Genomic DNA, 17,561 nt, shown 5'->3' with positions numbered 1-17,561 from the left:
AATGAAAAAAGTAGCAGTAGGATTGATGGCCTTATTAGCAGCCATTTTATTGGTGGCTTGTCACAAGGACAACGATAAGAAAACGACTAGTTCATCGTCTTTATCACTTTCCTCTAGTACTTTACAAAGCAGTGACAATCATGATAATGTGCGTAAAAATTTTGATAAGGTAAGCCTTGGCAAGGCTGATAATGATTTTGCTGGAGGAACTAATTTATCCCAGCTCAAAAAGTATTTTGGCGAACCGACCAGTCACAAGCAGGAAAAACCAAGCTCAGGTAATATTACCTTGGAGGTCTACACTTGGACTTTTGATGATGTCAGCGTTGAAGTGAAACTCTTCAACGATAGTGCCTTGGTACGTTCTATTAAGGGTTATTCCTATAAACGTGAAACCAATTTTTCAGCTAAGGACTATAATAATTTAAAAGATGGTTTAGCTTATGCCGATATGGTCGCAAAATACGGTGCACCTGACAGCTTGTCTGAGGCTGCTTCATCGGATCAAACAGAACTTCAAGCTGTTTGGTCTAGCAATCTCAAATTGGCTAAAGGACAGAAGCAAGGCCAGATGATTATTAACTTTACCAATGGTAAATTAACAGAAAAAGAACAATCGGGACTAGGTTCAACCGAATAGCAGAAGTGTGGGAAGGCTTATTTTCCTTCCTATATCTAATCTCAAAAGCTTTTATACTATTTACAGACAAACTTAGATGAAAAAAACGCTCCGGTGGAGCGTTTTTTCACGAGCCTAAAAATAAGGAAAGCGAGTCAGCTCCGGTGGAGCGTTTTTTCACGAGCCTAAAAATAAGGAAAGCGAGTCAGCTCCGGTGGAGCGTTTTTTCACGAGCTTAAAAATAAGGAAAGCGAGTCAGCTCCGGTGGAGCGTTTTTTCACGAGCTTAAAAATAAGGAAAGCGAGTCAGCTCCGGTGGAGCGTTTTTTCACGAGCTCAGACATAAGCTAGAAAACAAACCAACTCTTTTAAGAGAAACATATTTTTATCGGTAAAATTATTGGATATCAAGTTTATGGGTGGTAATATAATGGGTGAGTAGGTACCAGAGTATAGCTAAGAAAATATTAGCAATCATACCAATCACTATCGTTGTGCGGAAATTTTCAAATGTATTTTGCACTCCCACACCTGTCCGGATCAAAGTACCTATGATGCTTAAACTAAATTCGATACCGAAATAGCTGACAAAGGCCATTAGGATTCGGTGATTGCGAAATAGCTGTCCAATAGCAATAGAGGCAAAAATAAGTAAAGTACTAGTGACGAGGTTGATAAAGGTCGAAAGTACCCAGAGACCGCCATTTGTTATTTCCGATTGTGACAGTTCAGCTAAAATGCTCTTAACAATAATGCCAACCTCATGCTGATTAAATAGCCACAAAATCCCAGCACCTAGGGCAATGACAATGTAATTGCCTAAAGTCAAAGCTATCGCAACCAACAATTTTGATGAAATAAGCTGGTGTTGACTGACTGGTAGAGTTAAAGTCAGATAGCCTTCGCGGCCAAACATATTTGAATAAAAGCGGCGGATAATTAAGATCAGAGTAGCAATTGACTGAGTGATAATCATAATAACAAGAGCCATGCTCAAAAATATAAATAAAATGAAAAGCACGTTGCTATCCTTTACAATATCCTGATGTCTCTCAAGAAAGGCAATGTAAGGTGCAAAGATCAGACTTGCTAAGAGGATGAGGGCATTTAAACCAAGATACCAGTTTCCAATAGCTTTAAATTCATATTTTACTAATTTTCCAAACATGAAAACCTCCTAATTATGGAACATGTCTCTAAAGAGGGCATCGATAGATTTACCGTGTTCAAAACGAATGTCATCACTGTTGCCATCAAGAATGACTTGCCCTTCTTTAAGGAAGATAATATCATCTAAAACCTGTTCGACATCGGCGATCAAGTGGGTGGAGATAATAACAGATGCGTCTTCCGAATAGTTATTAATGATAGTACGCAGGATATAATCCCGTGCTGCTGGGTCTACCCCGCCGATGGGTTCGTCTAGAATATAAAGTTTAGCCTGTCGACTCATGACTAGAATCAGCTGAACCTTCTCTTTATTCCCTTTTGAGAGATTTTTGAGCTTTTCTCTGGCTTCAATATTAAGATCAACCAAGAGATGTTCGGCTTTTTCGCGATTAAAATCTCGATAAAAATCTTGAAAGAAGTCTAATGCCTGACTGACTGTCATATTTTCGTTGAGATAGCTAGTATCAGGTAGGTAAGCAATAATTTTTTTGGTTTCCACTGATGGACGAAAACCATCTATGACGATATCGCCACTGGATTGCTTCAATAAACCGTTGATCAGTTTGATCAGGGTCGTCTTGCCGCTGCCGTTTGGTCCCAAAAGTCCTACGATTTTACCGCTGGAGATGGTTAAATTCACATCCCTCAGTGCCTGATGATTGCCGTAAGATTTTGAGACATGGTGTAGTTGTAATAATTTTTCCATTATTTGTCTCCATTGCTAAGCAAATATGCCTATGTCCTATTTTAAGATCTTTAATCCATTTAACACTGTGAAAGGCAGGCCAACAACAGCCTAACCTCTAATTCTTTACTGTTTCGTACTATTTGCCATATAGTCAGCTGTCTCATCTAAGATTTGTTTACCAGAAAAACCAATGTTTTCCATATTAGAAACGAAATTGGCGATTTCGTCTTTGGCTAACTCCAAACGCTTTTCTTCGATCAGTGCAGTATCTTCAGTGACAAAGCGTCCTGCTGTTCGTCGTGAAAAAACCATTCCTTCGCGTTCTAGTTCCGTGAAGGCCCGCTGCATAGTGTTTGGATTAACACCGGCTTCTTCAGCATAGTCACGAACCGTTGGCAGTTGTTCGCCTTGCTTGATTTCTTGACTAATAATCTTGATTTTGATGATTTTTGCAATTTGTAAATAGATAGGTGATTTCTCATCAAATGTCCAAGCCATCAAATTCTCCCTTCCCAATATTATAGTTGTGATAGATAAATGATACAGTATTTTGAGATAAATTTCAAGTCGTAATGATGACCTAGACTTGTATAGTCCCCATTTAAAGCTTGAGGAAGAAAAAAGCTTTTATTCATAGTATAATAGTAGTAAGTTTATTTCAAAGAAAGGATTGCTCCATGTTTGCACCCCTAGATACTAAAACAGTTTATAGTTTTATGGACAGTCTAGTTGATTTACAGACCTATATTCAAACGGCAAAGGAAATGGGATATAGTCACCTCGGTATTATGGATCAAGATAACCTTTATGGCGCCTACCATTTTGCGATAGAAGCCCAAAAACAGGGGCTGCAGGCAGTTATTGGTTTAGAATTACTTTTTCCTAGAGGCGATGAAAAATCTCTGAGTATACAGCTGCTTGCTTTAGATACTGAAGGCTATAAAAATTTATTAAAACTCTCGACTTTAAAAATGAGTGATGGCCTGCAGGTAGAAGATCTTTCTTCTTACCTATCGGGCCTCGCTGTATTACTGCCTTACAGAGAAGATCTGGAGCAATTAGAATTGCCCTTTGACTATTACATCGGTGTAAGCTTTGATACCCCTAAGCGTTCCTATGGCAAAAAGCTATTACCCTTACACACGGTTCGTTATTTTTCTGATGACGATCGAGAAACCTTGCAGGTTTTGCATGCTATTCGCGATAATCTACCCTTGAAAGATGTGGCACCGCCAGCAGCCCAACAGCAACTCTATCCTCGTGAAACCATGGAAGAATTGTTTCAAGAGCGCTTTCCTGAAAGTTTAACAAATCTGGATGAGCTCTTAGCAGGCGTCAGTTACCATTTTGACCATGAACTCAAGCTTCCTCGATTTAATCGTAACCAGAAAGCGTCAGAGGAGTTGCGCGAACGTTCCGAACAAGGCTTAAAAGACAAGAATCTAACTGCTCCAGTTTATCAAGAACGTCTGGATAAGGAATTAGGAATTATCCATAAGATGGGCTTCGATGACTATTTCTTGATTGTCTGGGACTTGCTGCGCTTTGGACGCAGTCGTCATTATTATATGGGAATGGGGCGCGGTTCAGCGGCTGGCAGTCTCGTTGCCTTTGCTTTAGATATTACAGGGATTGACCCCGTCAAAAACAATCTCCTTTTTGAACGCTTTCTAAATGAGGAACGTTACAGTATGCCCGATATTGATATTGATCTACCGGATATCTACCGCAGCGAATTCCTCCACTATGTCCGTGATCGATATGGCAGCCGTCACTCAGCCCAGATTGTTACCTTTTCAACCTTTGGAGCCAAGCAAGCTATTCGCGATGTTTTTAAGCGTTTTGGTGCCGCAGAATTTGAATTGACCAATATCACGCGTAAGATAGGATTTCGGGACAACCTCACGTCAGTTTATGAAAAAAATATGTCTTTCCGGCAGATTATTAACAGTAAGGTGGAGTACCAGAAGGCTTTTGCCATTGCCAAGAGGATAGAAGGTCAGCCCCGTCAAACCTCAATTCACGCGGCAGGGATTGTAATGAGTGACGACGATCTGACAGAACATATTCCCTTAAAGGCTGGAGAGGATATGATGATCACCCAATATGATGCTGGAAGTGTTGAAGCTAACGGGCTCCTAAAGATGGATTTTCTGGGCCTACGCAACCTAACTTTTGTCCAGCGTATGGCTGAGAAATTAGCTGAGGAAAAGGATATTCACATCCGTATCCAAAATATTGACTTAGAGGATCCCCAAACGCTAGCTCTCTTTGCTGCTGGGCGCACCAAGGGCATTTTCCAGTTTGAACAAGCTGGGGCTATCAACCTATTGCGTCGAATTAAACCGACAAAGTTTGAGGAAATAGTAGCGACGACTAGTCTTAATCGTCCGGGGGCTAGCGACTATACCGAAAATTTTATCAAACGTAAATATGGTCAAGAAGAGGTTGATCTTATCGATCCACTAGTAGCTCCAATTTTAGAAGGCACTTACGGTATCATGCTTTATCAAGAGCAGGTTATGCAGATTGCTCAGATTTTCGCAGGATTTACGCTGGGAAAAGCAGATTTGCTGCGTCGAGCCATGTCTAAGAAAAATGCTGCTGAGATGCAGAAAATGCAAGTAGATTTTATGCAAGGGGCTAAAGCTCTAGGTCGCAGCCGTGAAACAGCTAAAGAGCTTTTTGAACGCATGGCCAAGTTTGCAGGGTACGGTTTCAATCGCAGTCATGCTTTTGCCTATTCTGCTTTAGCCTTTCAATTGGCTTATTTCAAAGCGCATTATCCATCGATTTTTTACGATGTTATGCTCAATTACTCCAGCAGTGACTATATAACCGATGCGCTACAGGCTGATTTTAAGGTTGGTAAGCTATCAATTAATACAGTTCCCTATACCGATAAAATTTCAAATGGTGCTATTTATATGGGACTCAAAAATCTCAAAGGTTTCCCGAGAGATTTAGGGTATTGGATTATTGATAATCGCCCATTTGTATCTGTAGAAGATTTCCTAACCAAGCTGCCAAAAAATTACCAGAAAATAGATCTCATAGCTCCCTTAGTTCAGATTGGACTGTTTGATCAATTTGAACCCAACCGCCGTAAAATCGAGGAAAATTTAGAACATCTCTTTACCTTTGTTAACGAACTCGGCAGTCTTTTTGCTGATTCTTCCTACAACTGGAGCGATATTGAGGACTATAGCGCGAGTCAAAAATATAATATGGAGATGCAATGGCTGGGAGTAGGTATCAGTCCCCACCCTTTGATAACTCTTGCCCAAGAACTACAAGGAACCTTCATTCCGTTTGAGGAATTGATTGTCAATACACAGGCTCGGGTTTTAGGACAGATAGAGGCTGTGCGAATTATTCGCACTAAGTCCAAGGGGGAGCAAATGGCTTTTGTTACCTTAACAGATACAAAGCAGAAGTTGGATGTGACTGTTTTTCCAGAGAGCTTTACCCAATGGCAGACTTACCTCAAAGAAGGGGACATCCTTTACATGACTGGTAAAGTACAGGAACGGGATAATCGCCTGCAGCTAATTTTACAGAGTCTAGCACCAGCTGTAGCTGAGAAATTTTGGATTCAGTTGGCTAACCATGACCATGATCAACAAGTCGCAGAGACTCTTCGAGCGTACCCAGGACAGATTCCTGTTGTCCTGCATTATCAAGATAGTAATCAGACATTACAGAGCCAAAAGCTCTTTGTAGCCAAATCAGAAAAATTACAAGAAGAGCTTACAAGCTTTGTTATGAAAACGATTTATCATTAAAAAACTTCTGAAATAGAAGCATTTTAAAATCGAATGTGCTATAATTAGGGAGTTAAAAATAAAAAAGGAGTATCAGGTAGAATGAAACGTATTGCTGTTTTAACCAGTGGCGGTGACGCACCTGGTATGAACGCTGCTGTCCGTGCAGTTGTTCGTAAAGCAATTGCTGAAGGCATGGAAGTCTTCGGAATCAACCGCGGCTATGCTGGCATGGTCGAAGGTGACATCTTCCAATTTGATGTTCACGGTGTTACCAATATTATTAATCGTGGTGGGACCTTTCTTCAGTCAGCTCGTTACCCTGAATTTGCCACTCTTGAAGGGCAGTTAAAAGGAATTGAGCAATTAAAAAAACATGGTATCGAAGGTGTCGTCGTTGTTGGTGGTGACGGTTCTTATCATGGCGCTATGCGCTTGACAGAACATGGTTTTCCAGCAGTTGGTCTACCAGGGACTATTGATAACGATATCGTCGGCACTGATTATACAATTGGGTTTGACACAGCAGTTGCGACTGCGACTGAGGCTTTGGACAAGCTCCGAGATACATCCTACAGCCACGGTCGTACCTTTGTTGTTGAGGTTATGGGACGTAATGCCGGTGATATCGCTCTCTGGTCAGGAATTGCTGCCGGTGCCGATCAAATTATCGTTCCTGAAGAGAAGTACGATATCAAAGAGGTCGTAGCCAAGGTCAAAGACGGTTATGAAAATAAAGGCAAGAGACGTCATATTATTGTCTTAGCCGAAGGTGTTATGAGCGCTGAAGAGTTTGCTGATAAGATGAAAGAAGCTGGTGATATCAGCGACTTGCGTGCTACTAATCTCGGACACATTGTTCGCGGTGGTTCTCCAACTGCTCGTGACCGTGTTCTTGCTTCTTGGATGGGTGCCCATGCGGTTGATTTGCTTAAAGCGGGTCGAGGTGGACTGGCTGTTGGTATCCACAATGAAGAATTGGTTGAAAGTCCAATTCTAGGTACAGCAGAAGAAGGAGCTTTATTCAGTCTAGCTGATAACGGAGATATTATTGTTAACAATCCGCATAAGGCACGTCTTGACTTTGCTGATTTAGCTCGTAACCTGACTTATTAATTTATTATTTTAAACCTAGTTAATCCTATCCCAAAAGGGATAAAAAATAGAGGGAGTTCATACTTATCATGAATAAACGCGTAAAAATCGTTGCAACACTTGGTCCTGCGGTAGAGATCCGTGGTGGTAAAAAATTCGGTGATGATGGCTATTGGGGTGAAAGCCTTGATCATGAAGCCTCAGCACAAAACATTGCTAACCTGATCAATGAAGGTGCTAATGTTTTCCGCTTCAACTTCTCGCACGGTGACCACGCAGAGCAAGGGGAACGTATGGAAGTCGTTCGTAAAGCAGAAGAAATCGCTGGTCAAAAGGTTGGTTTCCTGCTTGATACGAAAGGACCTGAAATCCGTACAGAATTGTTTGCAGATGACGCAAAAGAATACTCTTATAAAACAGGTGATAAACTTCGTGTCGCAACTAAACAGGGCATTCAATCGACTAAAGATGTTATTGCCTTGAATGTTGCTGGTGCCCTTGATATTTTTGATGATGTTGAGGTCGGTAAGCAAATTCTTGTTGACGATGGTAAACTTGGTCTTCGTGTCGTGGGTAAAGATGCTGCTACTCGTGAATTTGAGGTTGAGGTTGAAAACGATGGTATCATCGCTAAGCAAAAAGGTGTAAATATTCCTTACACTAAGATTCCTTTCCCAGCGCTTGCTGAGCGTGACAACGCTGACATTCGCTTTGGCTTGGAACAAGGCCTTAACTTTATCGCGATTTCATTTGTACGTACTGCGAAAGATGTTAACGAAGTACGTGCCATCTGTGAGGAAACAGGAAATGGAAACGTGAAATTGTTAGCGAAAATTGAAAACCAACAAGGTATCGACAATATCGATGAAATCATCGATGCTGCTGATGGTATCATGATTGCGCGTGGTGACATGGGTATTGAAGTCCCATTTGAAATGGTTCCAGTTTACCAAAAGATGATCATCACTAAGGTCAATACCGCTGGTAAGATTGTTGTTACAGCAACAAATATGCTGGAAACAATGACTGATAAGCCACGTGCGACTCGCTCAGAAGTATCTGACGTTTTCAATGCTGTTATTGATGGTACAGATGCGACAATGCTTTCTGGTGAGTCAGCTAACGGTAAATATCCACGTGAATCTGTTCGTACCATGGCTACGATTGATAAGAATGCTCAAACGCTTCTTAGTGAGTACGGCCGTCTGGATTCATCTAAGTTTGAACGCTCTACTAAGACAGAAGTTGTTGCTTCAGCTGTTAAAGATGCAACAAGCTCAATGAATATTAAACTAGTTGTTGCTTTGACAGAATCAGGTAACACAGCTCGTTTGATCTCCAAATACCGTCCAGAAGCTGATATTTTGGCGGTGACCTTTGATGAGAAAACACAAAAATCATTGATGCTTAACTGGGGTGTCATTCCAGTTGTGACAGATAAACCTTCATCTACTGATGACATGTTTGAAGTTGCTGAGCGCGAAGCAGTGAAGTCTGGTCTTGTTGAGTCGGGCGATGACATCGTCATTGTTGCAGGTGTTCCTGTTGGAACAGGTGGTACTAACACGATGCGTGTTCGCACTGTTAAATAAGGTAGCAAAAAGTAATTAAGAGGTGAGCTCTGGCTTATCTCTTTTTATTATAATTTGAAACGAGGATGGAGATATCTAATTTTTGTAGCTGCTTAGAAATCAATCATTAACTTGGATAATTTTTACTAGATAAAATTAAAGTTTGGAATACTTATGTTTTTAAATTGTCATCGTCTTGTGCCTGTCCACATATAATTGTTAGGCGGCTGACCTTTCTTATTTAGATAAGACATGGTATAATGTAAAGGATTGAAAGGAGTTTCTATGGTTAGACGAGATCTGATTAGAAATATCATTATCCTATTATTAGCTATTTTAGTTGTTATTCTCCTACGTGTCTTTGTATTTTCGACCTTTAAGATCACAAGCGAGACAGATAATAGCTATCTTAAAAAGGGAGATTTGGTAACAGTTGCGACACGGAGAACTCCTCTTGTTAAGGATTTTGTCGTTTATAAGGTCAAGGGCAAGGAATATTTAGGTCGAATTGTTGCTAAGTCGGGTCAAGAGGTCACCTCTATGGACGATGTCCTTTATATAAATCATAAGATTAATCATGAAAGCTATTTAAAGGATGAGAAAACGGCTTTTGTAAAACAGGCACAGCCTGGTCAGTATTTTACTGATGACTTTACTACCCAGACTATTAGCCATAAGGCCAGTGTAACTAAGATTCCTAAAGATGCTTATTTAATCTTGAATGATAACCGTCAAAATAAAAATGACAGCCGCAAATTTGGTTTTATCAAGAAAGAGCAAATTAAGGGGGTAGTTTCCTTTAGAGTCTGGCCTCTAAGTGATTTTGGTTTTGTGACTGTTGAGTAGCCTAGCAGGCTGCTTTTTTTATGGTTTTTACAATTGAACTATACCAATTTTTCTCTTGACAAAACGAAAATATTTGAATATACTGTGTTTATCGTCGTTGGTAGCAAAGAGTAAACTATACCAATTTAAAACGAAATAAGAAAAGGAGAGGCAGCCCGTTGGCTGCCGACTGATGTGTATGTGTGGAATTGTCGGTGTTGTCGGAAATAGTCAGGCGACAGATATTTTAATTCAAGGTCTGGAAAAATTAGAATACCGTGGATATGATTCGGCAGGTGTTTATGTCACAGATGGGCAGACTAACCATCTAATCAAGGCTGTCGGCCGTATTGCAGAATTAGCTGATAAGGTCGGTGATACCCTTGGTAGAGCCGGTATTGGCCATACTCGCTGGGCGACCCATGGACCTGCGAGCGAAGTCAATGCTCACCCTCATCAATCACAAACAGGACGTTTCACTTTGGTGCATAACGGTGTGATTGAAAACTATTTAGAGATTAAAAATACTTATTTAGCTGATCATGATTTTAAGGGACAGACGGACACCGAAATTGCTGTGCACCTGATTGGAAAATTTGTTGAGGAAGATGACCTCGACCTTCTTTCTGCTTTTAAAAAAGCTCTCTCTATCATTGAAGGATCTTATGCTTTCGCCCTTATGGATGCTCAAGATGCAGGTACAATCTACGTGGCTAAAAATAAATCACCGCTTTTGATCGGCCTTGGTGATGGTTACAATATGGTCTGCTCCGATGCTATGGCTATGATTCGTGAAACTAACCAATTCATGGAAATTCATGATAAGGAATTGGTTATTGTTAAAGCTGACAGTGTTCAGGTGCAAGATTACGATGGCAAAGTACAGGAACGTGCTAGCTATACAGCAGAGTTAGACTTGTCAGATATTGGTAAAGGGACCTATCCTTTCTACATGCTTAAGGAAATCGATGAGCAGCCTACGGTTATGCGTAAGCTCATCAATACTTATGCCGATGCTGATGGCAATATGACGGTTAATCCAGCGATTGTTAAGTCTGTCCAAGAAGCTGACCGCATCTATATTTTAGCAGCGGGAACATCTTACAATGCCGGTTTTGCAGCTAAATCTATGTTCGAACAGTTGACAGATACACCCGTAGAGCTAGGTGTCGCATCAGAATGGGGTTACAATATGCCGCTCCTGAGTAAGAAACCAATGTTTGTTTTGCTCAGTCAGTCAGGTGAAACAGCTGATAGCCGTCAGGTTTTGGTTAAGGCTAATGCAGCTGGTATCCCAAGTCTAACCATAACAAATGTACCGGGCTCCACTTTATCGCGTGAAGCCACGTATACTATGCTTCTTCATGCAGGGCCTGAGATTGCGGTTGCCTCTACCAAGGCTTACACAGCCCAAATCGCAGCACTTGCTTTCTTAGCCAAAGCTGTCGGTGAAGCAAATGGCAAAAAGGAAGCTCTGGAATTTGATTTGGTACACGAATTATCTATCGTAGCTCAGTCTATTGAGTCAACTTTGTCTGAAAAAGATATGATTTCAGAAAAAGTTTCTAAACTTTTGCCAACAAGCCGCAATGCTTTCTATATTGGCCGCGGTAATGATTACTATGTGGCTATGGAAGCCTCTTTAAAACTTAAGGAAATTTCCTATATCCAGTGCGAAGGATTTGCAGCTGGTGAGCTGAAACACGGTACGATTTCTTTGATCGAAGATGGTGTTCCAGTCTTAGCCTTGATGTCTTCTAACGAAAAAATTGCAGCTCATACGCGCGGTAACATTCAAGAGGTTGCAGCACGCGGAGCTAGTGTCTTGACTATCGTTGAAGAGGGATTAGATACAGATACCGATGATATCATTGTCAATAAGGTTCATCCTTATCTCGCTAGCATTTCTATGGTTATCCCAACGCAGCTGATTGCCTACTATGCGTCTTTGCAACGCGGTCTTGATGTTGATAAACCGCGTAATCTTGCTAAAGCTGTAACGGTGGAATAAAGGCAAGTTACTATTTAAGGATCTGGCCCTTTCTGTGAGGGCTAGGTCTTTTTTGTGGATTTTTGACAATTTTTTTTTGCCAAAATTTGAGTGTTATGGCAAAAAAAATTTTCTTATAATAGACTTATAGAAAAAGGAGGATTTATCCATGAATGAAGGTAATTCTTTGAAGGTCAGAATCCAAAAGTTAGGGACTGCACTTTCTAATATGGTTATGCCAAACATTCCAGCCTTAATTGCTTGGGGTGTTTTGACAGCCTTGTTTATTCCGGATGGCTATTTGCCAAATCCACAGCTCAATCTAATCGTCAGCCCTATGTTGGTGTATCTAATTCCAACTTTGATTGGATTTACAGGTGGTAAAAATATTTACGAACACCGCGGGGGTGTTGTTGGGGCTATCGCTACCTTTGGTGCTATTACAGGTACACAAGGTAGCTTGATGGTTAACAGCCTCATCAGTGCCTTGGATCCAAGCACTATGTCTGCTAGTGAGTTTGTGGCTAAGTACCAAGAGATCTTAGCAAATGGTAAACCTAATGTTACCATGATTGTCGGGGCAATGATTATGGGACCTCTGGGTGCTTGGTGCATCAAGAAATTTGACGAAATTGTTCAACCCAAGGTCAAAACTGGCTTTGAGATGTTGGTGAACAATTTCTCTGCTGGTCTCATCGGCTTTGGCTTGATGTTAGTGGCCTACTTTGGTGTTGGTCCGGTTGTTGCTACGTTGACAGAATGGGTTGGTCAAGGGGTTCAAGCCATTGTGGACGTTCATTTGTTGCCACTGGCCAATGTGATTATCGAACCAGCTAAAATCCTCTTCCTCAATAATGCCCTTAACCATGGTATCTTTACCCCGCTTGGTACCGAACAAGTAGCAGAAGTTGGTAAATCTGTCTTCTTCCTTCTTGAAGCCAATCCTGGGCCTGGTTTGGGTATCCTTATTGCCTATGCCCTATTTGGTAAGGGATCTGCCAAATCTTCATCATGGGGGGCAATGATTATCCACTTCTTTGGTGGTATCCATGAAATCTACTTCCCATATGTGATGATGAAACCAGCCATGTTCTTGGCCGTTATTGCGGGTGGTGTGTCAGGTACTTTTACCTTCCAGCTCTTAGATGCCGGTCTTAAATCCCCTGCGTCTCCTGGTTCCGTCATTGCCATTATGCTGATGGCCCCTAAAGGTTTAGGTCCGCATTTAGCCGTCTTGGGTGGTGTTCTAGTTGCGACGGTTGTTTCTTTCCTTGTTGGAGCTGTTATTCTGAAAGCTGACAAATCTGAAGGAGCTTCGCTTGAGGATGCACAGGCTGCAACTCAAGCAGCAAAAGCAGAGTCAAAGGGTCAGTCTGAAGAAGAACCGCTATCAAATTCAACAGAGATTACGACAGATAATGTTAAGCAAATTATTTTTGCCTGTGATGCGGGTATGGGAAGTTCGGCTATGGGGGCTTCAATCCTGCGCGATAAGGTTAAAAAGACTGGCTTAGATATCCCAGTTACCAATAAGGCTATTTCTAACTTAACCGATACGGACCACACCTTGATCGTTACACAGGAAGAATTAGCAGCGCGTGCAGCAGAGCGCACACCGAGTGCTGTCCATGTCACGGTTGATAATTTCTTAGCAACGCCTAAATACGACGAGATTGTCGGTCTGCTGGCAGGTGAAGGGCAAGCGAGTGCTGAAACTGCCGATCAAGTAGGCGAAGAAGCCAGTGAAGATGTTGATTTAAACTATATTGACGAAGTCGTCTTTGCTCATGGCACAGCCGAAGGTTCAGCAACGATGGGTCAGGCTACGCTGGAGCTGATCTTTAAGAACCACGACATTGGTATCCCAGTATCTAAAGTTGCTAACGATCAACTTGGCAATTTCAATGCCAAGAATATCCTTATTGTGACAACCATCGCTAATCAATCCGATGCCCAGCACTTCGCGCCACACGCCCAATTCTTGATTGTTGACAGTTTAGTGACAACACCTGAATATGACAAGATGGTCGCGCGTATGCACAAATAGTTTCAGCAAACTTGGTATCCTAGAATAGTGTATAATGAGGTTATGATATTTACCAAACGTGAAGAAAAATTGATTAAGGCTTTCCTAGAACTAGGAAAGCTTTCGGTAGATGATATTCAAAAAATTTTAGATGTATCGCAGCGGACGGCCTATCGAACCCTTGCTGATTTGACTGAGAGCCTTAGTCAAATTGATATTGTCCTAGCTAAAGATCGCAAAAAATACGGTTTATCTGGTGATATATCAAAGCTCAGCGCTCTCTATAGCATGGAGGATTACAGCCGCAGTGAGCGTCTCAACTTGATTTGTCTAGACTTACTATTATCTGATACTCCCCTGACTAATGCTTATTTTCAAGAACGTTTCATGGTTAGCAATGTGACGATTATTCAAGACGTCAATGAAATCAGCCAGCGTCTGGCTGATTTCGATGCTAGGCTTGATCGTAAGCAAGGCTACCGATTGGAAGTCACTACAGAGCAGCGCCGCTATTTATTAGCAGTGCTGTTGACCAACATGGTCTCAACTGCTGATTTTAAAGCTGGTAAAATCAATGTTCCAGATAGACTGCAAGAAAGGATTAAAGAGGCTAAGAAAACCTTTCGAGACTGTCAATCTTTTGTGCCAGAGATGGATCCCAAGCTCCTGCAGTTTTTCACTAGTCTTCTGGCCCTGTCGAAGTTTTTTGGTCAGCCTCAGACCGTTCTTCATGTCAGTAAACAGGCTTTGGAATTGTCTCAGGAACTGTTTACCAGCTATGCTAGGCTGACAGCTCAAGCCTATGGCACGAACGATATTCTCTATTGGGCCAGTCAGTTGGATGAGCTCTATATCAAGCGTCAGGAGAATCCTCTCTATGTTGAGAATTTCGACAGTCAGTATTTTTACAGTGTTACTAATTTGATTGATAAGGTTTCATCTTTTACAAAGATTAACTTTATTAAGGATAAAACGCTGTTTAAATTTCTCTTTCATCATATACTTTTGAGCTTGGCTATTCCCTATCTTTTTCCTGATCGGTCGATGTCTTCAACGGCCCATGTAATTGCTTACCAAAATGAGTTTCTTCATCGAATCATCCGTTTGGTCGTTCAGGATTTATTTCCTGCCTATATTCAGAATGAAGCAGAATATGAGTTGATTACTCTGCATTTTGCGTCAAGTATTCGGCGAAGTCCAGATATTTATCCTATTCAGGTTTTAATGCTGACTAACCAACGTCCCTTAGCTGTCGAGCTTTTGGTTACAAAAATAAAGTCAGTAGCCCCTTTTGTTCAGTCAGTACAGATAAAACATCTGGATGAGTTCTCCCAAGAAGATTTGGAACATTACGATTACATTTTGTCAACAAGTCCTATAGATAGTCAAGGTGTCGATACGATTTCAACTTATCCCAATACAGCTGAAATCCTGCACCTACAGGAGCAGTTACAGGCAGTACAGCTGCGCCGAAATCAGCAGCGGGAACGCAGCATCGAAATTGTTGGGAAAACAGATCTGCAGGCTTATTTAGAGGCCAGCCAGAGTTTATTGGAACATTTTCAGCTGCGTCACTTGGATAACAGCTCTTCTTTTGAAGAGACTGTGGCCGAGACCATTGCTGATCTAACAGCAATATCTGATACCGCTTATTTGACAGAGAAATTGCTCAAACGTTTTGAACTTAGCCCCTTTGCCATTCCAGAGACAGGCCTAGCTCTTTTGCATACGCAATCCCATGCGGTGGAAAAAAGTCAGTTCATGGTTTATAGCCTAACCCAAACGATTGAGGTTCAGTCAATGAATCATGAAATGGAAAATGTTAGTCGGCTGCTAGTCATGCTGACCGAGGAAAACAGTAGTCTTGAGACCAAAAGATTGATGTCAGCTATTGGTCAATCTATCATTGAGAATCATCTCTACACAGAAATTTACAAAACTGGTAATCAGGAGATTATCTATCAATTATTAAATAAGATTTTTACAGAAACCATCAAGGATTTGGAGAATTAACTATGGAATTTGAAAAAACACTGATTAAACTTAATCAGCAATTTGCCAATAAGGAAGAAGCTATTCGTTACTGCGGTCAACTTTTGGCAGACAGCGGCTATGTTAATCCTGAATATATCGAGGCTATGGTTCAGCGTGACCAAGAGCTATCGGTCTACATGGGGAATTTCATTGCCATTCCGCACGGAACAGACGAGGCCAAAAAGGAAGTTCTCAAGTCTGGCATCACAGTCGTTCAAGTACCCAAGGGGGTTAATTTTGGAACAGAGGAGGAACCACAAATTGCAACAGTCCTCTTTGGAATCGCTGGTATCGGTGATGAACACTTGGAGATGATTCAAAAGATTTCCATCTTCTGTGCGGATGTTGACAATGTCGTTAAATTAGCCGATGCTCAGTCTGAGGATGAAGTTATTCGCTTATTAAACAGTGTTGCCTAGATAGAAGGAAAAGAGGTTTATGATGAAAAAAGCAGTACACTTTGGTGCCGGAAATATCGGCCGGGGCTTTATTGGTGAGATTTTATTTGAAAATCATTTTGATATTACCTTTGTTGATGTTAACGAAGCCATTATCAATGCGCTTAATGAGCGCCACAGTTATGAGATTGAAATTGCTGAGGACGGTCAGCGTCATATCGCTGTGTCAGGTGTTAGCGGTATCAATAACGCTCAAGATCCAGAGGCTGTCGTGGCAGCTATCACACAAGCAGATATTATCACTACGGCCATTGGTCCTAATATCCTACCGCTTATCGCTGAATTGGTAGCCAAGGGGATCGAAGCCCGCCAAGCCGCTGGCAGTCAGCAAGCCATTGATGTTTTAGCCTGCGAAAATATGATTGGCGGGTCAGAATTCCTCTGGTCCGAAGTGCAGAAGCACTTATCTGAAGCTGGTCTGGCCTATGCTAAGGAATATGTCGGCTTCCCTAATGCGGCTGTCGATCGCATTGTTCCGGCGCAAAGCCATGAAGATCCTCTTTTTGTGGTGGTTGAACCCTTCAAAGAGTGGGTTGTTGAAACGGGCCGCATGAAAAATAAGGCATTGAAACTGGACGGTGTTCATTATGAAGAAGAATTGACGCCTTTCATTGAGCGCAAGCTCTTCTCAGTTAACTCCGGTCATGCGACATCTGCCTATACTGGTGCCTTCTATGGTGCCCAAACGATCCTTGAAGCGCTTAAAAACGAAACGGTTAAAGCCAATGTCGAAGCAGTTCTAGCAGAGATTCGCAGTCTCTTGATAGCTAAATGGGGCTTTGATGAAGCAGCCTTAGTTGATTATCATAAGGTCATCATCTCTCGCTTTGAAAATCCTTATATTGTCGACGATGTGACCCGTGTTGCCCGCACGCCAATCCGCAAACTGGGCTTTGATGAGCGCTTTATCCGCCCGATTCGTGAATTAAAAGAGCGCGGACTTTCCTATGACAATCTTTTAAAAACCGTCGCTTTTGTCTTCAAATACAATGATCCTGAAGACCCGCAATCTGTTGAATTGCAAGACCTCTTGGCTAGCAAGCCGCTGCCAGAGGTTATCGCCCAAGTCACAGACCTTAAAGACCAGGATCTCATTAAAGAGATTGAAAATGCAGTCACTTCAATCTAGAAATAGACAGCAGTCATGTTAAAAGCAAGCTAAATTGATAGCTTGCTTTTTTTTGTAGTCCTTTTTAGGCTTCTTATAGCTCTAAAAAGTAATTTTTAAACGTATTATTAAATTTTCTGAAATTGGTGTATAATTAAAGAAGAGCTGCTAAAATAAATTATGTTAGCTTACCAGTAAGATAGAAACTTTCAAA

General features: G+C 41.5%; 12 protein-coding genes and 1 pseudogene. 10 read left to right on the top strand and 3 right to left on the bottom strand.

What is annotated here, in order from left to right; all coding sequences use genetic code 11:
* Position 1: 1 nt before the first annotated feature.
* Entirely contained in the window at positions 2-640 is a 639-nt protein-coding gene (locus tag AC4HAO_RS03690; RefSeq protein ID WP_447452141.1) for a DUF3862 domain-containing protein, read from the top strand.
* A gap of 375 nt (positions 641-1,015) precedes the next feature.
* Here the strand turns inward: AC4HAO_RS03690 and AC4HAO_RS03685 are convergent, their stop codons facing one another.
* From AC4HAO_RS03685 to AC4HAO_RS03675, 3 genes are all read right to left on the bottom strand, one after another.
* Positions 1,016-1,786: a hypothetical protein gene (locus AC4HAO_RS03685; protein WP_491094007.1), complete on the bottom strand. Its 771-nt coding sequence runs from the start codon at positions 1,784-1,786 to the stop codon at positions 1,016-1,018.
* A gap of 9 nt (positions 1,787-1,795) precedes the next feature.
* Complete coding sequence (locus tag AC4HAO_RS03680; protein ID WP_447452139.1) at positions 1,796-2,494, bottom strand: ABC transporter ATP-binding protein; 699 nt, start codon at positions 2,492-2,494, stop codon at positions 1,796-1,798.
* 105 nt (positions 2,495-2,599) lie between these two features.
* Positions 2,600-2,974 (bottom strand): GntR family transcriptional regulator, encoded by a 375-nt coding sequence (locus AC4HAO_RS03675; protein WP_491094008.1) that lies wholly within the window; start codon positions 2,972-2,974, stop codon positions 2,600-2,602.
* A 179-nt stretch (positions 2,975-3,153) separates the two neighbouring features.
* Between AC4HAO_RS03675 and AC4HAO_RS03670 the strand changes: the two genes are divergently transcribed.
* From AC4HAO_RS03670 to AC4HAO_RS03630, 9 genes and pseudogenes are all read left to right on the top strand, one after another.
* Positions 3,154-6,261: a DNA polymerase III subunit alpha gene (locus AC4HAO_RS03670; RefSeq protein ID WP_491134618.1), complete on the top strand. Its 3,108-nt coding sequence runs from the start codon at positions 3,154-3,156 to the stop codon at positions 6,259-6,261.
* An 81-nt stretch (positions 6,262-6,342) separates the two neighbouring features.
* Positions 6,343-7,356, top strand: a complete 1,014-nt coding sequence (gene pfkA / locus AC4HAO_RS03665; RefSeq protein ID WP_491094010.1) for a 6-phosphofructokinase — start codon at positions 6,343-6,345, stop codon at positions 7,354-7,356.
* 68 nt (positions 7,357-7,424) lie between these two features.
* Entirely contained in the window at positions 7,425-8,927 is a 1,503-nt protein-coding gene (pyk, locus tag AC4HAO_RS03660; protein WP_447452135.1) for a pyruvate kinase, read from the top strand.
* Between the two features lie 264 nt (positions 8,928-9,191).
* Entirely contained in the window at positions 9,192-9,752 is a 561-nt protein-coding gene (gene lepB, locus AC4HAO_RS03655; RefSeq protein WP_491094011.1) for a signal peptidase I, read from the top strand.
* 178 nt (positions 9,753-9,930) lie between these two features.
* Positions 9,931-11,742 (top strand): glutamine--fructose-6-phosphate transaminase (isomerizing), encoded by a 1,812-nt coding sequence (gene glmS, locus AC4HAO_RS03650; RefSeq protein ID WP_491134617.1) that lies wholly within the window; start codon positions 9,931-9,933, stop codon positions 11,740-11,742.
* A gap of 148 nt (positions 11,743-11,890) precedes the next feature.
* Positions 11,891-13,400, top strand: a pseudogene (locus AC4HAO_RS03645) (PTS mannitol transporter subunit IIBC); the annotation flags it as partial.
* A 410-nt stretch (positions 13,401-13,810) separates the two neighbouring features.
* Positions 13,811-15,760, top strand: a complete 1,950-nt coding sequence (locus tag AC4HAO_RS03640; RefSeq protein ID WP_491134616.1) for a BglG family transcription antiterminator — start codon at positions 13,811-13,813, stop codon at positions 15,758-15,760.
* Between the two features lie 2 nt (positions 15,761-15,762).
* Positions 15,763-16,200 carry a PTS mannitol transporter subunit IIA gene (locus tag AC4HAO_RS03635; RefSeq protein ID WP_491134615.1) on the top strand — a complete coding sequence of 146 codons (438 nt, stop codon included), beginning with the start codon at positions 15,763-15,765 and terminating at the stop codon, positions 16,198-16,200.
* 22 nt (positions 16,201-16,222) lie between these two features.
* Positions 16,223-17,368, top strand: coding sequence for a mannitol-1-phosphate 5-dehydrogenase (locus AC4HAO_RS03630; protein WP_491134664.1), 1,146 nt, complete (start codon positions 16,223-16,225; stop codon positions 17,366-17,368).
* The last annotated feature ends 193 nt before the right edge of the window (positions 17,369-17,561 follow it).

This window comes from Streptococcus sp. ELY_137, assembly GCF_058314515.1.
Note: the sequence above shows the minus strand (reverse complement) of the source record. Positions and strands in the feature narration are given on the sequence as shown.

What these genes read in the sequence shown, in the direction of transcription:
- AC4HAO_RS03690 (WP_447452141.1), top strand. Translation starts at nt 2, where the DNA reads ATGAAAAAAGTAGCAGTAGGATTGATGGCCTTATTAGCAGCCATTTTA.
- AC4HAO_RS03685 (WP_491094007.1), bottom strand. Translation starts at nt 1,786, where the DNA reads ATGTTTGGAAAATTAGTAAAATATGAATTTAAAGCTATTGGAAACTGG.
- AC4HAO_RS03680 (WP_447452139.1), bottom strand. Translation starts at nt 2,494, where the DNA reads ATGGAAAAATTATTACAACTACACCATGTCTCAAAATCTTACGGCAAT.
- AC4HAO_RS03675 (WP_491094008.1), bottom strand. Translation starts at nt 2,974, where the DNA reads ATGGCTTGGACATTTGATGAGAAATCACCTATCTATTTACAAATTGCA.
- AC4HAO_RS03670 (WP_491134618.1), top strand. Translation starts at nt 3,154, where the DNA reads ATGTTTGCACCCCTAGATACTAAAACAGTTTATAGTTTTATGGACAGT.
- pfkA (WP_491094010.1), top strand. Translation starts at nt 6,343, where the DNA reads ATGAAACGTATTGCTGTTTTAACCAGTGGCGGTGACGCACCTGGTATG.
- pyk (WP_447452135.1), top strand. Translation starts at nt 7,425, where the DNA reads ATGAATAAACGCGTAAAAATCGTTGCAACACTTGGTCCTGCGGTAGAG.
- lepB (WP_491094011.1), top strand. Translation starts at nt 9,192, where the DNA reads ATGGTTAGACGAGATCTGATTAGAAATATCATTATCCTATTATTAGCT.
- glmS (WP_491134617.1), top strand. Translation starts at nt 9,931, where the DNA reads ATGTGTGGAATTGTCGGTGTTGTCGGAAATAGTCAGGCGACAGATATT.
- AC4HAO_RS03640 (WP_491134616.1), top strand. Translation starts at nt 13,811, where the DNA reads ATGATATTTACCAAACGTGAAGAAAAATTGATTAAGGCTTTCCTAGAA.
- AC4HAO_RS03635 (WP_491134615.1), top strand. Translation starts at nt 15,763, where the DNA reads ATGGAATTTGAAAAAACACTGATTAAACTTAATCAGCAATTTGCCAAT.
- AC4HAO_RS03630 (WP_491134664.1), top strand. Translation starts at nt 16,223, where the DNA reads ATGAAAAAAGCAGTACACTTTGGTGCCGGAAATATCGGCCGGGGCTTT.